Annotated in this window: 18 protein-coding genes; 3 read left to right on the top strand and 15 right to left on the bottom strand. The window is 65.3% G+C overall.

Annotated elements, in window-relative coordinates; all coding sequences use genetic code 11:
• Nucleotides 1-100: 100 nt before the first annotated feature.
• From clpS to ABIA42_RS16925, 3 genes are all read right to left on the bottom strand, one after another.
• Nucleotides 101-433: an ATP-dependent Clp protease adapter ClpS gene (gene clpS / locus ABIA42_RS16915; protein WP_028135886.1), complete on the bottom strand. Its 333-nt coding sequence runs from the start codon at nucleotides 431-433 to the stop codon at nucleotides 101-103.
• 339 nt (nucleotides 434-772) lie between these two features.
• Entirely contained in the window at nucleotides 773-1,030 is a 258-nt protein-coding gene (locus ABIA42_RS16920; RefSeq protein WP_370123080.1) for a hypothetical protein, read from the bottom strand.
• 322 nt (nucleotides 1,031-1,352) lie between these two features.
• Complete coding sequence (locus tag ABIA42_RS16925) at nucleotides 1,353-1,691, bottom strand: phasin family protein (RefSeq protein WP_024341049.1); 339 nt, start codon at nucleotides 1,689-1,691, stop codon at nucleotides 1,353-1,355.
• A gap of 387 nt (nucleotides 1,692-2,078) precedes the next feature.
• On the opposite strand from ABIA42_RS16925, the gene ABIA42_RS16930 reads away from it, so the two are divergent.
• Nucleotides 2,079-3,923, top strand: coding sequence for a serine hydrolase (locus ABIA42_RS16930; protein WP_370123077.1), 1,845 nt, complete (start codon nucleotides 2,079-2,081; stop codon nucleotides 3,921-3,923).
• 240 nt (nucleotides 3,924-4,163) lie between these two features.
• Here ABIA42_RS16930 and ABIA42_RS16935 read toward each other — a convergent pair whose 3' ends face one another.
• The 4 genes from ABIA42_RS16935 to ABIA42_RS16950 all read right to left on the bottom strand — a co-directional run bounded on the left by ABIA42_RS16935 (nucleotide 4,164) and on the right by ABIA42_RS16950 (nucleotide 7,972).
• Nucleotides 4,164-4,889, bottom strand: coding sequence for a DnaJ domain-containing protein (locus tag ABIA42_RS16935; RefSeq protein ID WP_370123074.1), 726 nt, complete (start codon nucleotides 4,887-4,889; stop codon nucleotides 4,164-4,166).
• 72 nt (nucleotides 4,890-4,961) lie between these two features.
• Nucleotides 4,962-5,711 carry a VWA domain-containing protein gene (locus tag ABIA42_RS16940; RefSeq protein WP_271529478.1) on the bottom strand — a complete coding sequence of 250 codons (750 nt, stop codon included), beginning with the start codon at nucleotides 5,709-5,711 and terminating at the stop codon, nucleotides 4,962-4,964.
• A gap of 134 nt (nucleotides 5,712-5,845) precedes the next feature.
• The gene (locus ABIA42_RS16945; protein WP_271529479.1) at nucleotides 5,846-6,706 is read right to left on the bottom strand and encodes an alpha/beta fold hydrolase; all 861 of its coding nucleotides are present in this window, start codon (nucleotides 6,704-6,706) and stop codon (nucleotides 5,846-5,848) included.
• A gap of 342 nt (nucleotides 6,707-7,048) precedes the next feature.
• Complete coding sequence (locus ABIA42_RS16950) at nucleotides 7,049-7,972, bottom strand: division plane positioning ATPase MipZ (protein ID WP_370123071.1); 924 nt, start codon at nucleotides 7,970-7,972, stop codon at nucleotides 7,049-7,051.
• Between the two features lie 284 nt (nucleotides 7,973-8,256).
• On the opposite strand from ABIA42_RS16950, the gene panC reads away from it, so the two are divergent.
• Nucleotides 8,257-9,108 carry a pantoate--beta-alanine ligase gene (gene panC / locus ABIA42_RS16955; RefSeq protein WP_370123068.1) on the top strand — a complete coding sequence of 284 codons (852 nt, stop codon included), beginning with the start codon at nucleotides 8,257-8,259 and terminating at the stop codon, nucleotides 9,106-9,108.
• On the opposite strand, the gene ABIA42_RS16960 is transcribed toward panC, so the two are convergent.
• The 4 genes from ABIA42_RS16960 to ABIA42_RS16975 all read right to left on the bottom strand — a co-directional run bounded on the left by ABIA42_RS16960 (nucleotide 9,105) and on the right by ABIA42_RS16975 (nucleotide 11,895).
• Entirely contained in the window at nucleotides 9,105-9,545 is a 441-nt protein-coding gene (locus tag ABIA42_RS16960) for a DUF1489 family protein (RefSeq protein WP_271529483.1), read from the bottom strand. The genes panC and ABIA42_RS16960 overlap by 4 nt on opposite strands.
• Before the next feature lie 42 nt (nucleotides 9,546-9,587).
• Nucleotides 9,588-10,571 carry a hypothetical protein gene (locus ABIA42_RS16965; RefSeq protein WP_370123065.1) on the bottom strand — a complete coding sequence of 328 codons (984 nt, stop codon included), beginning with the start codon at nucleotides 10,569-10,571 and terminating at the stop codon, nucleotides 9,588-9,590.
• 154 nt (nucleotides 10,572-10,725) lie between these two features.
• Nucleotides 10,726-10,929, bottom strand: a complete 204-nt coding sequence (locus ABIA42_RS16970; RefSeq protein ID WP_085966667.1) for a hypothetical protein — start codon at nucleotides 10,927-10,929, stop codon at nucleotides 10,726-10,728.
• A 303-nt stretch (nucleotides 10,930-11,232) separates the two neighbouring features.
• Complete coding sequence (locus ABIA42_RS16975; RefSeq protein ID WP_370123062.1) at nucleotides 11,233-11,895, bottom strand: glutathione S-transferase family protein; 663 nt, start codon at nucleotides 11,893-11,895, stop codon at nucleotides 11,233-11,235.
• Nucleotides 11,896-12,030: 135 nt separating this feature from the next.
• Here ABIA42_RS16975 and ABIA42_RS16980 point away from each other — a divergent pair, with 135 nt between their 5' ends.
• Nucleotides 12,031-12,744 (top strand): DUF599 domain-containing protein, encoded by a 714-nt coding sequence (locus ABIA42_RS16980; RefSeq protein ID WP_271529488.1) that lies wholly within the window; start codon nucleotides 12,031-12,033, stop codon nucleotides 12,742-12,744.
• 287 nt (nucleotides 12,745-13,031) lie between these two features.
• Here ABIA42_RS16980 and ABIA42_RS16985 read toward each other — a convergent pair whose 3' ends face one another.
• From ABIA42_RS16985 to mgtE, 4 genes are all read right to left on the bottom strand, one after another.
• Nucleotides 13,032-13,952, bottom strand: coding sequence for a hypothetical protein (locus ABIA42_RS16985; RefSeq protein WP_370123058.1), 921 nt, complete (start codon nucleotides 13,950-13,952; stop codon nucleotides 13,032-13,034).
• A gap of 49 nt (nucleotides 13,953-14,001) precedes the next feature.
• Entirely contained in the window at nucleotides 14,002-14,820 is an 819-nt protein-coding gene (locus ABIA42_RS16990; protein ID WP_271529490.1) for an aldo/keto reductase, read from the bottom strand.
• A 121-nt stretch (nucleotides 14,821-14,941) separates the two neighbouring features.
• Nucleotides 14,942-15,244, bottom strand: coding sequence for a DNA-binding transcriptional regulator (locus tag ABIA42_RS16995; RefSeq protein WP_131867921.1), 303 nt, complete (start codon nucleotides 15,242-15,244; stop codon nucleotides 14,942-14,944).
• Nucleotides 15,245-15,497: 253 nt separating this feature from the next.
• Nucleotides 15,498-16,919, bottom strand: a complete 1,422-nt coding sequence (gene mgtE / locus ABIA42_RS17000; RefSeq protein ID WP_271529491.1) for a magnesium transporter — start codon at nucleotides 16,917-16,919, stop codon at nucleotides 15,498-15,500.

A 16,919-nucleotide genomic window follows, 5' to 3' on the forward strand; every position in this document is an offset into this window, starting at 1 on the left:
AGTCTTGCCGGCAGCAACGGGACTCGCGCGCAGCCGTGACTGCAACAATCACGCCGCGACTTGCACAAGCGCCGGCTTCAAACGCGCGCCGCGAGGCGTCTTACTTCTTTTCCATCACGCATTGCAGCGGATGCTGGTGCTTGCGGGCAAAATCCATCACCTGCGTCACCTTGGTCTCGGCGATCTCATAGGTGAACACGCCGCACTCGCCGATGCCATGATGATGGACGTGCAGCATGATCTTGGTCGCCGCTTCGACGTCCTTGTTGAAGAACTTCTCCAGCACGTGGACGACGAACTCCATCGGCGTGTAGTCGTCGTTCAGGATCAGCACGCGATACAGGTTCGGCCGTTTGGTCTTAGGCTTGACCTTGGTGATGACCGAAGTGTTCGGACCCGAGGGGCTGCCCGAACGGTTCTCGTCATTGCTCATGCGAGGAGCGTCGGCAGCGGCTGGCGCGAACAGGTCGATACTGGAAGTCAATTGCGGCATGGCACAGGCGTTCAAATTCCCCACGGAAGCGCATGGCGGTCACCGCGCGACTCCGCCCTTCGGAGCCTGGCGCAGGCGCGCCGCCTTGTTGGATCGCCGCTCCCAACACATCCGGCTCGAGCCGGACCGTTCGCCAGCAATATGGGCCTGCCCACGGCTGGCCGCAAGCATGCGTAGATCGGGCCGATGCGGCGGTGGCAGTCCCGATTCCCGGTCCGGGCGATCCTCGTCAGGTTAATCAATCCGGACCGATTTGACAAAAATTTCCGCCCGGTAAGTTTAGAACATGTTGACCAGGAACCCGGCCGTTAACCGGCCTGCGACGGTTTTTCGAGGATGGCTCCGGCCTTCTACGGTCTGATTTACCTGCCGTTCAATGGCGTGCCGCGAAATCGGGCAGGACATAGATTTCGTGGACCGCCAAGTCTCGCCTGCCTCCTCAGCCGCCCCGGTCGACAGTTCGTCCGCTTTGCAGCGGCCGAGCAAGGCAATATCGGCACGATCTCCGCCATCGCTGGTGCCCGTGCTGAGTTTCATCGGCGCCGCGGTAAACTATAGCCGCGCAGTGCAAGCACGTACTTCGCTGCAGGTCGCGCTCGATTCGATCATCCCGTTCTCGAAGGACGTCAACGTCGGCACCACCAATGTCCGTGCCTCGATCAATTGGACCGAATGGGAGGCCGAGCCTCCGATTCTCGCGGACAACAAATCCAGCGCCTTCAGACATCGGACGCGTTCAAGAACATCTTGGCGCAGATTTCCAAGCCGCGGGTCGCGAAGTCATTCTCATCAGCATCCACAAACGAAAAGCCCGGCCAGATCTGGCCGGGCTTTTGATTCCAGGAGCGCGTTGAGCGGGTCAGTTCGCGGCCGGGGTGAACTTCGACACGATGGTCTCGACCGGCTTGAACGCCTGCTTGGCGAGATCGCTGTAGAGGCCGGCGATCTTCTGCGATTCCGCAACGAAGGTCTCGTAGGCGGAACGGGCAAAATCGGTCTGCGCTTCCATCGCCTTGTCCAGCGACTTCACACCGGACAGCTTCTCGACGAAGGACTTGGTGTCTTCGAACGACTTCTTCGTATAGTCGCCATAGGCGCTGGCGATCGCCTGGAGGCCGTGCTGTACCGAGGTCGCGGAGGCAACGCACTGCTCGAACTGCTCTTTCCCGTAGTTCTGAAAGTCTTCAACCTTGAACATGTCGGAATCCTTTTCCCTGGCTCGCGTCGGGAAGCCCCGGCTCCCTGACTTCGCCCAAAAATAGTGCAACGCACAAAAATGTCAAGAATCTTGTGCGTCGCACAAAAAACCAACGCAAATCGCGGAGATTCCCGGGGGTTCCCGCAAGGGTTCCTTAAGCTTTTGGAAACCGCGGCGCCCTACCCTGATTCCCTGGACGTGTTCACTTCCGCAGGCGGCCAAAGCCGTTTGAGAACATCACCTTAGCCAGAACAGCGGCTCGGGTCCAACGTCCCCCGCGGCGAACACCAGCGGAGGGACAGCCTGAGCAGGTAATGATCCCGGGACCATTGGGCACAATTTCGCCCCACGGGCCGGTGATCAAGTCAGAAACGGGGACGGGGTTCCATGCTTCGTAACAACTTGTCTTCCTCGCGCTTGGCGCGGGTTGGCGTTTTGGGGCTTCTTACGGTCACCATCGCGGTCATCATCACCACCGATGCAGCGGAGGCGCGGCGCCATCGCCGCCACCAGGTGCATCACCGCGTCCAGCGCGATGTGTCCGAGAGTTCGAGCCCGAAATTCGCGTCCATCATCGTCGACGGCAATTCCGGCGCGGTGCTCCAGGCAACAAGCCCTGACGGGATCCGCCATCCGGCGTCGCTGACTAAGATCATGACGCTCTATCTGCTGTTCGAGCGCCTCGAATCCGGCAAGATGAAGCTCGACACCGAGATGCCGGTGTCCCAGCACGCCGCCAATCAGGATCCGACCAAGCTGAACCTGCGTGCCGGCCAGACCATCCGCGTCGAGGACGCGATCAAGGGCCTCGTCACCCGCTCGGCCAACGATGCAGCCGTGGTGATCGCGGAAGCGATCGCCGGCGACGAGGACGACTTCGCCCAGATGATGACGCGCAAGGCGCGCTCGCTCGGTATGTCCAGGACGGTCTACCGCAACGCCAACGGCCTTCCCAACGACGAGCAGGTCACCACCGCGCGCGACCAGGCGACGCTCGGTCGCGCCATCCAAGAGCGCTTCCCGCGCTACTATCGCTATTTCGCGACCTCGACCTTCAATTGGCGGGGACAGTCGATCCGCAACCACAACCACCTGCTCGGCAGCGTCGAGGGCGTAGACGGCATCAAGACCGGCTACACCCGCGCCTCCGGCTTCAACCTCGTCACCTCGATCCGCCGCGGCAATCGCCACCTGATCGGCGTGGTGCTGGGCGGCCGCAGCGGCGGCTCGCGCGACGCCATCATGCGCAGCCTGCTCGCGGAGAATCTCGACAAGGGCGCGACTGTCCACACGGTCGCCGCGGTCACGGAGCGCAACGGCGCCGAAGCCAATACCGACGTCGCCGATGCCTCGGATGCTCCGGCACGCTCCGCGCCGCAGGTTCAGGCCACCGCCCCTGCTCCTGAAGCCGCCCCGTCGCGTCTCGCCTCGCGGCTGTCGACGCTGGCCGCTGCGGCTGCCGCGATGCCGCCCGCTCACGCGAGATCTGAAGCCAGCAAGCCTGAAGTTCGGCCGACTGAATCCAAGGTCGAGCCTGCGCCGCTCACCAATGGCGTGATTTCGAGCCAGCCGCTCTCCATCATCCCCGGCTCGTCCGAGCCGATGAAGCCGGTTCGAGTCAAGACGGTTCAAGTCAAGGCCGGCGCCGTGAAGGTCGCCTCCGCCGCCCCGGCTCACGTCGCCCCGCCGATCACCAGCACCATCCCACCCCGTTCCGACGTCGCGGAAACCTCCGGCGCCGTCGTCGCCCGGGCCGATCTCATCAACAGGCCCGAGGCGGTCAGCCAGCCGGAAGCACCGAAGGCCGAGATTGCCCGCACCGAACTGCCGCGGCAGCCGGCGGGCTTCGGCACCGGCAACGGCATCCTCGGGGTGCTGCCGGCCGCAACCGCCGCTGCTCCCGCCCCCGCTGGTCCGAAGCTCGCGTCCGCCGACCCGGCGCCGCAGCCGATCCAGATGAGCACCACCAAGCCGGCCGTCACTCACAGCGGTTGGATCGTCCAGGTCGGCGCGCTTGAAAGCGAGAACGAAGCCCAGCAGCGCATCGACGCTGCCCGCAGCTCCGCCCGCGGCCTGCTCAGCAAGGCCGATCCGTTTACCGAGCCGGTTGTCGCCAAGGACAATCGCAAGCTCTACCGCGCCCGCTTCGCCGGGCTCGAGCGCGATCAGGCCGAAGCCGTCTGCCGCACCTTGAAGCGCGCCGAGATCTCCTGCATCACCGTGCGCAACTGATCTCCCTTCTTCGTTCCGAGCCAAATGCCCGCGCCCTTGCGCGGGCATTTTCGTTTTGGGGATGCGGTGATGCCGAGGCTATTCCTGACAAGGCCGTTCCACGACAACCTCTCGTCAAGGATTTACGGTTAAAACTTTACTCAATGGATCGACCACGCCGACAATGGCGGGCATCGGGGCGACGGCAGACGGAGCGAACGGAGCTCACGCGGTACGGGCGTTTGTAGCGTAGTGCCGGAGTTAGCCGTTATGCGTGCGAAGCAGAGTATCCTTGGCCTCGTTTACCCGGGCAGCGAGATACGTCGAGCCCCCCTGGTCGGGATGGAGTTTCTTCATCAGGGCTTTGTGGGCCCGGCTGATGTCGTCGCGCCCCGCTCCCGGCTGCAAGCCAAGGATCTGATAGGCTTCCTCCGCCGTCATTTTGCCGCTCGCCGCCGTGCGGCGCTGCCGCCCTGCCGCATCGCCCTGCGCGTTCTGACGCCAAGCGGGAAACCGGCGGTCCAGATAGCTTTCAAGTAAGGCCACGCTCTCGGCGTCGAACGTCGGGACCATCGCCAGCAGGCTGGCGAGATCGAAGTCGCCGAGATTGCGCCCGGCGTGAGGCCCGGCGACGATCTGGCCTGTAAGCTGCCCGGAATCGTGGTCGAGCCGCATGTCGAGGAATTGCGAGCGCACGCGCGAAGCCTGCCCTTGCGCCGGCGCCGCACCGCCGCCGAACAGCCCGCCGATATTGCCGAAGCCGGCATTCGCCAGTGGCGTCCAGCCGAGCAGCCCCGCGCCGAAGATTCCGAGCGGGATCGCAACCGCCAGCTCGCCCCGTAAACCCGTGAAGGCCGCGACCGCCAGCGCCAGCACACCGCCCCCAAACTTGATGGTGCGCGCCAGCACCGCCGGATTGGCCGCGCGGAACATCTGAAGCAGCAGATAAAGCGTGATAACGGCGACAGCGCCGGCAATCAGGGTCATGACCGGAATATAGGCGCCCTCGCGGCAAAATGCATCGCATCCACCGCCGCCCGAGCCGCGCCAGCTCGATCGCTACTTCATCTGGCCGATCAGAAGCGCCGCGCCGCTCGCGGTCTTCGCCAGTTTCAGCAACGCTTCGCGTCCGCCGGCTGCATAGGCCGCAGCTGCCCGCAACAGCTCGCGCAGCTGCGCCGCCGCGCCGGGATCGAACCGGCACCAGGCGCCACCGGTCAGGCGCGCGATCTGGCGGAAGGCCTGCTCGGCGACGGCGTCACGGCCTTCCTGAAACACGAACACGGGCACCTTGAGCATGCCGAGCTCGCCGGCCTTGGCGTAGAGCTCGTCGACCTTTTCCTCCATGGCATCACCGACGAAGACCACGGCCCGTACGCCGGACGCCACCGCTTCGCGCCGGGCCTCGCTCAACACCTTGCCGATCTGGGTATCGCCGCCGCGGCAATCGATCTTGCTCATCAGCGCCGCCAGCTTGGCGCTGTCGGAGATCCAGCCCGTGGCACGGCACTCGTTGAAGCCGCGATAGTAGACCAGCCGGATGTCGAGACTGCCGAGCGCCGCGGTCTCGCGAAACATGTCGGCCTGGAGCGCGCAGGCCAGGTCCCAGGTCGGCTGCCGGCTCATCGTCGCATCCAGCGCGAAGATCAGCCGCCCCTTGGCGCCCGCTGAATGCGGTGAAAGTGCCCGCGCCTTGGCGACGAAGGCAGCGATGTCTTCCGAGGTTGAGGTCGCCGCTTGCGGCAGCGCGCCGTCTGCTTGCGCCGAGACGGCATCGCGACCGCGCGGTTTGATAGGTTCGCCCGACATCGCTGCTTGCACCTTGCGTCAGCGGCTAATGTGGTCAGCGCATGCGGCCCGGTCAATGCGCAAAGCCTCCGCGGGCAGGCCGGCGGAGGCTTTGACGATCGGTGCAGTCGAGCGCTGACGTCAGCTCTTGTGCGTCAGCTCTTGGCGGGTGCCATCAGGGCGACCGGGCCAGGCTCGAGGATCTTGGGCGGGGACGATTGCGTGTCGACCGGCCCCACTTCGCTGTCGGTCGTGCTCAGGAACTTGTCGAGCATGCTCTGGATCGAGCTCTTCGCCACATCCGGACCGGTGTCGCGCATGTCGTTATGCTGGAATTCGGTCTTCACGACCTGGATGCCCGCCTTCTCGCATTCCTCGTCGGTCGGAAGCACGCCTGCATCGGTCTTGAATTGCGGATCCTGGGAGCGGAACGACAGGATCTTGAACTTGCCGGCGGTGACGAAGGGCACGCGCAGATTGTCGAGCGTGACGACCTTCTTGACCTCATCCGGATACTGCTTGGCGAAGTACATCGTGATGTCACCGCCCATGGAGTGGCCGACCATCGTCACCTTGTCGTAGTCGGCATTGGGCTGAACCTTCTTCATCTCCTGCATGGCGAGATGAATGTTGGCGACGCCGCGCAGGATCTGCGGCAGGCGGCCGACATAGAGCTCGCCGGGCTTGGTCACCATCGGAGGATCGGTCGGCAGGTCATGCTGCGGGCTCAAGACCATGTAGCCGCGCGCAGCGAAGATGTTGGCGAGGAAGCCGTACTCGGTGTTCTTGACGGTGTTGCCGTGATTGATCACGGCGACCGGCAGCGTGATCATGCCGGCGTTCGCCTGCATTTCCTTGTCACGGCGCACCGCGACGTAGACGGGCACCGGACGATTGTCGCGCGAGGCGTCGTAGAAGGTGATGGTCTCGTGCTTGATGGCCCACTTGCTCGCCGTGAAATAGGCGATGCCGCAGAGGGCACTGACCGAAACCAGAACGGCAATTCCACGCTTCATTTTCGTCCTCAGCCTCAGGCCTAGCTGCCTGAATCCCTGTTGAAAATCGTGTTCTTCCGGGGCTCTTTGGTCCCTTGTCGCCTATTGGCTAATATATGTCACAGCAGCGTGACAGGAAGGCTAAATAATGTGAAATCGCAGCCCTTCCATTGTGCGACGCACACGTTTTCTGTGCACCCCATCCTCATACCACTACGTCAGGTGCAGCTCACCATCCGGCGCAACCGATCCCGATTGGTTCAATTTCGCAGTCAACACGAAGTGAAAACGCGTCGAGCGCAGCCAGGGTTCCCGCAGGAACCGGCTGATTGGATCGGTAGAAAGTAGCAAATTACCGCCGCCTCAGACGCCCAGGATGTCGTGGACCTCGAGCGGCTTGTCGACCTGGTTGAACCACTCGGCCCGGTTGGCGGCGCGGCGCCGACCGCGCTCGTCGAGCGGCAGCTTGAGCTGGCGGAGCAGGCTCGTCACCTCCTCCCGCGCGGTAAGATGGCCGAGATTGGGTCGCATGCCGAGCGTGGCCTCATCGATCTCGTCGAGGGCGGTCAGGCCACGCGGGAAGAATTCACGGTAGACGACGCGTTCGGCGAAACCGTCGACGTAGCGGAAGCCAAGCCGCAGCGACAAATCCTTCAGGCCCTCGGCGACGAGCTGCTTGTTGCGGGAGCCGAGCATGGACAGGCGGTTGCGCACGACGATCCAGTCGGTGGTTGCGCCGTCGAGCTGGCGGCGCTTGCGCCTGACGTCGCGCACCATCTCGGCATAGTGGCTTTCGCCCGTCACCGCGTAGTTGGCGGGATCGACGGTACCGAGCACGTCGAAATCCAGGAAGCTGTCGTTGATCGGCGTCACCAGGGTGTCGGCCATCGAATGGGCGAGCCGCATGAGATAGCTGTCGGTGCCGGGCGTATCGACGACGATGAAGTCGAAGCTGCTCTCGACCGCCGAGACCGCTTCCATGAACTGCAGGAACTCGGAATGCTCGTTCTCGGCGATCTGCATGGTCTCGCCGAGCTTGATGCAGCGATGCACCGGCAGTTCGAGATCGAGCTTGGTGCGGCGGGCCCAGGCGGCGCGGTTGTCGATATAGCGGGTGAAGCTCTGCTGGCGGCAGTCGAGATCGATCGTGGCGACGCGCTGGCCCGCCTTGAGGAGCGCAACGGCGATGTGCAAGGCGGTGGTCGATTTGCCGGAGCCGCCCTTCTCGTTGCCGAGCACGACCACATGCGCCGAGCCCGATCGGCCTTGGCTAGCCTGCACAAGCATAGTGGTCCTCAACGTCGCCCGCGAATATCTTCGAGTTGACCGCGTCTGCGGTCAAGTGAAATGCGTGACAGATCATGCAAATCGCAGCGCGCCCTGCTCCATCGTGAATCGCGGCGCCGTCTTTCGTCTTTGATCCGGCCTGCAACGTCGCGACGTCCTGCGCCACCTTGCGCGGGATGCTGTGCCGCATCCGGATGCATGGCGTCCACGATCGCCACTTGTTAAGGTTAGCCGGCCGGGCACGACGCCCGCTCCTGCCCCGATTCCCAATCCGTCGAGTCCTGATGTCAGCAAGCCCATTGATCGCCCGCACGGTCCCTGCCCTGCGACGCGCCGTCGACAATCTCCGCAAGCGAAAAGCCACGATCGCGCTGGTCCCGACCATGGGGGCCCTCCATGATGGGCATGTGTCGCTGGTTCGACTCGCCCAGCGCCGCGCCAGCCGCGTCGTGGTGTCGATCTTCGTCAACCCGACTCAGTTTGCCCCGACCGAGGACTTTGGTGCCTATCCGCGCACCTGGAAGGCCGACATCGCCAAGCTCGCGGCCGAGGACGTCGATATCGTCTGGCATCCGGGCGTCGAGGCCATGTATCCAGAGGGCTTTGCCACCCGCATCGTGCCGGAAGGACCCGCGCTGGCCGGCCTCGAGGACCGCTTCCGCCCGCACTTCTTCGGCGGCGTCGCCACCGTCGTCGGCAAGCTGTTCACGCAGTGCCGGCCGGACTTTGCGATCTTCGGCGAAAAGGATTTTCAGCAATTGCGGGTGGTGACGCAGATGGCGCGCGACCTCGACCTCGGCGTCAAGGTCCTCGGCTCCCGCACCGTGCGCGAGCGCGACGGGCTCGCGATGTCCTCGCGCAACGTCTACCTCTCGCCCGAGGAGCGCCAGACCGCCACTGTCCTCTACCGCGCCATGAAGGAGAGTGCCGGGCGCATCCGGGCCGGCGATTCGATCGTGCCGGCGATGGCGGGCGGCGCCGAGATGATCAAGGCGGCCGGCTTGGCGCTCGACTATTACGAGGTCCGCCATGCCGAGACGCTGGCGCCAGTCACCTCGCGCAAGGATGGGCCCCTGCGGATCCTGGTCGCAGCCAAGCTCGGCACCACCCGGCTGATCGATAATATCGCGGTTTAGAGCAGTCCGAGATCACGCAGCTCGCGCCGCATCGGCTCGGGCATCGCCGCGATCGAGCCGGCCGCGGACTTGCCGAGATCGGCCGGAACGGAATCGTCGGTGAGATAACGCCAGCCCTGGAACGGGCGCATCGGCCGCGGCGAGACCGAGATCACTTTCGGCTGCATCACGATCCGGCAGCGCCCGATACCGTCCTTGTCGCGGAACGGCTCGATGCCGATGATCTTTTCCCGCGCGGCGATCTCGCCCTTGATCACCCAATAGAGCGAACCGCCGGCGAGGATTTCGGCGTCGCGCTTGGGCACCATGCGGGTGATATGGATGTGACGTTGCGGCAGACCCTTCTTCCTGGCGGTCTGCATCCGTTCGGCCACCCACTCCTTCAATTCCTTGACGGAGTCGCAGCCGACGGCAAGCTTGATCAGATGGAGTGACATGCCCAAGCATTAGCCGGGCAGCCACGCATTGGGAATGCCGATCTATTCGTTATCCGCAGCCGCCGGAGCCGGCGCCGAGGCCGGTGGCGCGAGAGGAACCGGGGCGGCAGCCGGCGCACGCGCGGCTTTCGGGGCTGGCGGTTTCTTGGCGGCGGGTGCCGCTGCCTGCGCCGAGGTTGCGGCCGGCGCGCGCGGCGCTGGCAGCGCCGTGTTGGCTGCAGGCGCGGCCTGGCGCGATGTCGTGGATGGCTCCGCACTCATGATGCTCACCGGCGGCGTCGACGCAGCGCTCGGGAACTCCGCATTGGTCGGCTTGCCCGTCGGCATCGACGGCGGCAGCCCGGCAAGCGCGGCGGTGGCCGGCATCGCCGGCGCTGTTGCGGGCGTATTCCAGGTCGGCGCGTAGCGCGCGACCAGCGTGTCGTAGAGATGGGAGCCCATGTTGGCGGCGACCTGCTGCTGGTCGGTCAGCGAGCGGAACGCGGCGCAATCGAACTGCGTGCAGCCGTCGCGCACGATCAGCACATGCGCGACAAGGCCGTAGCGATCACGCTCGAGCGACTTGCGCAGCACCTTCATCTCGAGCGTCAGGCTCCTCTCGGCCGTGGCGGCGTCGCCGAGCGCCGTCAGCCGGTCGATCCTGGCGGCCGTGTAGGACACGGCGGCGGCCGCGGCGTCAGGCGCGCCGAACAGCGCCTTCTCGCAACCAGCGGCGACGGCATCGCCCGCGAGATCGTCGAGACAGGACAGTGCCGGCAGGCTCGCGGCAACCGCGGCCTGCGCGCGCGCCTCGGCCGGGGCCGCCTGTCCGTCCGGCCCATAGGCGCGCACGGTGGCTGCGCCCGCGATCACGATGGATAGCAGCGTAATGACGGTCAGCGCACCGTTGGCGACCGATCTGTCGGCGCGGTGCAGCGTGATCAGGAGGATCAATCCGAAGAATCCTGCGGCCACCAGCGTCATCCACATCGGGAAGGCCGGCGAGTGCCAGATTTGGTCGAACGAAGTGGCCCATGCCCAGTTCATGCGCGACGTCCCCTCACGCGAGCAAAGAGCGAATGGTCAAGCGAGCACCGCGAGCCGGCAACTGCCCCGGCCCACCTTGTGAGGGTGAAGCTGGCCTTTTGACGGCGCAGGACACAAATCCCTGATGGCACCAATGCGCGGGTGCGGTCAGCCTTCAGGATAGCGCGAGCTGGCTTTCCTTGGCGACGCGCTCGAAGGCTTCGGTCGAGCTCTTGATCCGGTACTGGCAGTCGTCGCCGTCGGTCGGCAGCAGACGGATCACTTCGTACGAGCCGCTGGCAGCGGGACGCGCGACGTTGCTTGCCGTGAACAGGACGCGCGATCCCACGGGAAATTTGTGCTTCAACACCCTCTCCATTACTCAAACAGCGCCTACCTCGCCCAGTGTCCCACTGCGATGGCCGGCCGGAAACCCGGGCTGTTATATAGCACGCGACTCGCCGTTTTGGCCAGCGCCATGGCAGCATGGCAAGCACTCAAATTTTTCAGTCATTTCAGAATGATAACGGGACAAATGGCGGGCCGATGATACCAGCGGAGCTGCTCGTTCCGCCGGCATGTCGCAGGCCGGTGTCGCACCCCCCGATCCACCGCTCCTCGCTCGTTGCCGGCCTGAGGCCGCCGGCCGGCGGGCGGTCGGCCGCCCTCGTCAAGCCTGCGGTCAGGCGTCCTCGAACTTCGCGATGACAAGCGTTTCGGCAAGCCCGTCGCGCGTCCATTCCTGGAATGCCGGCAGTGCCATCATCGTCTCCATGTAGGCCTTGGTGTCCGGCGCCACCTCGATCGCGTAGGTGCGAAAGCGGTGCACGACCGGGGCATACATCGCGTCCGCCGCGCCGAAGCGGCCGAACAGGAACGGTCCGTTCGCGCCATAGCGGGTGCGGCACTCGCGCCAGATCGCCTCGATGCGCGCGATGTTGGCCTTGGCGTCCGCCGACAGCGCCACGGGGCGGATCGGCCGATGCAGGTTCATGCCGCATTCGTTGCGCAAGGCCATGAAGCCGGAATGCATCTCGGCGCACACAGAGCGGGCATGCGCACGCGCAGCGACATCGTCGGGCCACAGCTTCACTTCCGGATAGCGCTCGGCGACGTACTCGATGATGGCAAGCGAATCCCACACCGTGATGTCGCCGTCGACCAGCACCGGCACCTTGCCGGCGCGGCTGAAGGACAGGATCTGCTCCTTGTCGGCGGGATTATCGGTGTAGAGCGGGATGAGCGTCTCCACGAACGGAATATCGTTGGCGCGGAGCGCGAGCCAGGGCCGCATCGACCATGACGAGTAGTTCTTGTTGCCGATCGCGAGTTTCAGCGCTGCCATGTCACCAGTCCTTCTCGATACGCCTTCAAGCGAGCTGCTTTTAGCGCCATCGCCTGCCGCCAATCAATCGTTGCTGCGCCCCGTCATGCGTGGCAATCGTTGCGGTCCTTGCCAAGAGACAGACATGAGACAGACATGAGCAGGCATTGGGTCGACATCGCCGCCGTCGGCTTCTTCATCATCGAATGGCTGGTCTATGCCCTGACGCTGGAGCACTCGGCCTACGGCCGCGACAGCCTGTCGGCGCGCATGAACCGCTATCGCGAGGTCTGGGTACGCCGCATGCTCGACCGCGAGACGCGCATGGTCGACATGCAGATCATGGCCTCGCTCCAGAGCGGCACCGCCTTCTTCGCCTCCACCAGCCTGTTCGCGCTCGGCGGCGCGCTGGCGCTGCTGCATGCCACCAATGATGCGATCACGATTCTGAGCAAGCTGCCGATCGACCTCAGCACCTCACCCGCGATGTGGGAGCTGAAATGCGTCGGCCTCGTGCTGATCTGCGTCTACGCCTTCTTCAAGTTCGCCTGGGCCTATCGCCTGTTCAACTACGTCGCGATCCTGTTTGGCGGCATGCCGCCGGCCGACCGGCGCGACACGCCGGAGGCCGAAGCCCATGTCATTCGCACCTCCCGCCTGTTCGAATCCGCCGGCCGCCATTTCAACCGCGGCCAGCGCGCGTTCTTCTTCGCGCTCGGCTATCTCGGCTGGTTCGTCAGCCCCTGGGTGCTGTTCGTGACCACGGCGGCCGTGGTGGTCGTCACCTGGCGACGGCAGTTCGCGTCCAGTGCGTGGGCCGCGATGGCGCCGGAGGTGGTGGATGGCGAGGAGATGCGGAAGCGCGGTTGAGGCGCGTGTCCCGGACGAGCTGCAACGCGTTGAGCGTTGCGGCGGGGACCCAGGGCCACAGTACGACACGGCGACATGGGCCCCGGCTCTGCGGCGCACCGTCGAGGGACGCTGCGCTGCGTCCGGGGCACGAGAGTGGAATTTGGCGCAGGCTCTCTCCTCCTCGTCATTGCGAGGAGCTCTTGCGACGAAGCAATCCAGACTGTCACCTCGGAGGGATTCTGGTTTGCTTCCGCCTTCGTGCGAGCGGATTGACAGAGGGCGACACAGCAGGATCCGGGTCCACGCTACCCGCCGAAATCCCGCGGGCTGAACGGCAAGTCCAGCACCTTCCATTCCCCGTACTTGTCGGCCGGCAACATCTTGTAGGGCTGGCAGTTCTGGAGCGCGCTCATTGCGGACTTGACGATAGCCACGCCCTTCGCGGACGGCGGAGCTTCGAGCAGGATCGGCTCGCGTGCCAGCGTGCCGTCGGTGGCGAACACCGTGCGCAGCTTGACCTGGACGTTGTCGGTCGGCGCGACCCCCGCCGGCAGCTTGGCGCAGCTTCTCAGGTGGCGGCGAAGCGCGGCGATAACCTCGGGTGGAAGCTTCGCGGCGATCGAATCCTTGGCGTCGCCGCCATCGTCCTTGGGGACATCTTTCAGAAGCTCCGTCGGCAGTTCAGGCGGAAGGCCCAACATGACGCCGTACTTGACGGTGACGTCCGGCTCCGGAGGCAGATAGGCCGGCGGCGGCGTGGCCTGCGGCTGCTGCATTACCTGAGGTGGCGGTTGCGACTGCGACTGCTGAGGCGGCTGAGGCGGCGGTTGCACATTGGCCTCGCGCTGCTTCTGCGGCTGCGAGGATGGCGGCTGGTTCTGCCTTGCCTCGGGCGAGGCCTGCGGGGATGGCGATGGAGCAGCAGCCTCCTGCTTGGCCGCGGCCTTCGGCGCTGCGTCGGCCTTGTCGGTGACATCCAGCTTCGGCAACTTCAGATCGGGGAGCGGCTCCGGCGGCTTCTCCTTTGCCTCGTCCTTGGACTTCTCCTCGGCCTTGGCCTCTTCCTGCTTCACCTGCTCCGGCGTGACGATGTCCACCATCACGGTCTCGGGCGGCGCGGCGTGGAACGGATGGACTTCGCTGATCAGGATGATCAGCCCCACCAGCGTCAGATGCGCGATCGCCGACGCCGCAATGTCCGTCCGTATGATCTTCCGCAGTTCCATCGACCGATCTTGGGTTGCTGCCGCGGTCCTAGCATAACGGAAGTCCCCCTCAATCCCATTTTGGCGCGAAGCCGAAATCGGTCAGGCGTCCCCTGGGATTGGCTAGCCCGGCGACCCGGCTCATCTCGTCCTCCGACAGCTCGAAATCGAAGATGTCGATGTTTTCCGACAGACGCTCGACGCGCGAGGTGCGCGGGATCGCAGCGACATTCTGCTGCACCAGCCAGCGCAGGCAGACCTGCGCCGGCGTCTTGCCGTGGGCGCGCCCGATTTCGGCAAGCGTCTGATCGGACTTGATGCGGCCCCTCGCAATCGGACTGTAGGCGACCAGCGCGAGGCCGTGCTGGTCGCAGGCCGCCCTCACCTTCGCCTGGTCGAGATAAGGGTGATATTCGACCTGGTTGCAGACGAGCGGCTCGGCCGACAGCGCGACCGCCTGCTCGATCAGCGCCACCGTGAAATTGGAGACGCCGATGTGGCGGGTCAGTCCCATTTGCCTGGCATGCGACAGCGCGCCCAGCGTCTCCGCCAGCGGCACGTGGGAATTGGGCCAGTGCAGCAGCAACAGATCGACGGAGGGAAGCCGCAACCGGGCGAGGCTCTCCTTGACCGAGCGTTCGAGATCGTTGGGCGCGAAATGGTTGGTCCAGACCTTGGTGGTGAGGAAGACGTCGTCGCGGCGCACGCCGGAGGCGCGCAAGCCATCGCCGACCTCGCGCTCATTGTCGTAGACCTGCGCGGTGTCGATGTGACGATAGCCGAGCCGCAGCGCCTGCTCGACCACGCGCGCGGCAGGCCTGCCGCTCAGCTCCCAGGTCCCGAGCCCGATCGCCGGGATTCTCGCGCCATTGGCCTCGACGAACAGCATGAGAAATCCTCTCTGTTGCGGCAGCCCGAAATGTCATTATGGACCCGGCCAATGATGCTGCCAACGGACGCCGCAACGATCGGGGCGGATATTCAGGTGCAAGACTAACGAGAGGTGTGCGTCAGACCTTGGCGAGAGCCTGAAACACGGTGTCCGGCGCATGCGCGATCACCGCGAGCAGCGCGCGGGCAGGCCCCCGTGGAGCGCGCTTGCCCTGCTCCCAATTGCGGATGGTCTCGACGGGGACGCCGAGCTTGGCGGCGAACTCCATCTGGGTCAGGCAGGCGCGGCGCCGCAGATCGCGCACCGCGAGCGGGCCGGTGTCGCCCGGCGCGGCATTGGCCGCAGGCTGGACCGGAAATTCCTGCCCATCCCGCAATTCGACGATCCGTCCGTCCGCCTTCAGCCGCAACCGCATGCCCATTCCCCCAAGCACAGCGATGATGCGGCAGGTCGCTTAAGTTCGGATTAAAGATGCGAGGTCCCGTGTCCCGGACGCGGCCCAGCGCGGCTTCGCGTGTGTGCCGCAGAGCCGGGGCCCATGTCGCAACAGCGTGCCGTGCAGCTTTCTAGGTTCCGGTTCTGCGCAGCAGCGGCCATAAGCGCGTTTACGCGCGTCTTCGACGCGCTATTGGCGCCGCAGCGCGCCCGGGACGCGAGAGCGCGCGGCAAATTCCCTACTTCAGCCCGAACCAGAGGGTCGCGATGCCGAGGAAGGAGAAGAAGCCGACCACGTCGGTCACGGTGGTCACGAAGGTGCCCGACGCCACCGCCGGGTCGGCCCGGACGCGATCCAGTGCCATCGGGATCAGGATGCCGCCGAGTGCGCCGGCGACGAGGTTGCAGATGATGGCGAGCCCAATGACGATGCCGAGGCCCGGGATCTTGAACCAGGCGACCGCGGCAATGCCCGTGATCACGGCGAAGGCGAGGCCGTTGACGAGGCCGACCAGCGTCTCGCGCAGCACCACCCGCCATGCGTTGGAGGAGCCAAGCTCGCGGGTGGCGAGCGCGCGTACCGCCACCGTCATGGTCTGGGTCGCGGCATTGCCGCCCTGGCTCGCCACGATCGGCGCCAGCACCGCGAGCGCCACCATCTGTTCCAGCTGACCCTCGAACAGGCCGAGCACGGAGGACGCCAGAAAGGCGGTGGCGAGATTCACCAGCAGCCAGTTGAAGCGGCCGCGCGCAATCGTCAGGAAGGTGTCCGACAGCTCTTCGTCGCTGGTGACGCCGCCGAGCGCCTTGAGGTCCTCGTCCGCCTCCTCCTCGATGACGTCGACGACGTCGTCGACGGTGATGACGCCGACCAGGCGGTCCTGGGTATCGAGCACGGGCGCGGCGACGAGATTGTACTTGCCGAACATGCGCGCCACCTCTTCCTGGTCTTCCAGGACGGAGACGCGGCGGCGGTCTTCGTCGGTCAGCTCGGTCAGCGCCACCGGGCGGCGCGTGCGCAAGAGCACGTCGAGCGGCACCGCGCCCAGCCAGTGCTGGTCCTTGTCGACGACGTAGATCTCGTAGAAGCGGTCGGGCAGATCCGGCGTCTCGCGCATGTAGTCGATCGCCTGGCCCACGGTGAAATCCTGGGGCACGGCGATGAACTCGGTCTGCATCCGGCGGCCGGCGGAGTTCTCCGGATAGAGCAGGCTGCGCTCGAGCGCGACGCGCTCCTTGAGCGGCAGCTTTTCGAGGATCTCCTCCTGCTCGGCCTCGTCGAGGGTTTCCAGGAGCTCGACGGCATCGTCGGATTCGAGCTCGCGGACGCCCTCGGCGACCGTCTCCGGCGGCAGCTCCTCGAGGATCTCCTCGCGGACGGCCTCGTCGACCTCGTTCAGGGCCGAAAAGTCGAAATCGCGCCCCGTCAGCTCGACCAGGCGGACGCGGTCGTCGGGCTCCAGGGCGGCGATCAGATCGCCGAGATCGGCCTCGTGCAGCTCGGCGACGCAGGCACGCAGCGCAGCGCTGTCGCCAGCCTCGATCGCCCGGGCAATTTCTTCGACGAATTCGTGACGAATTTCGCCGTTCTCATTGCGCATCGGCACGTGGTCGAGTACCGAATCCAAGGCGGATGGGGCAACGTCCATATGTTCATCCAT

It is taken from the genome of Bradyrhizobium sp. USDA 327 (assembly GCF_041262065.1).
GTDB lineage: Bacteria > Pseudomonadota > Alphaproteobacteria > Rhizobiales > Xanthobacteraceae > Bradyrhizobium > Bradyrhizobium liaoningense.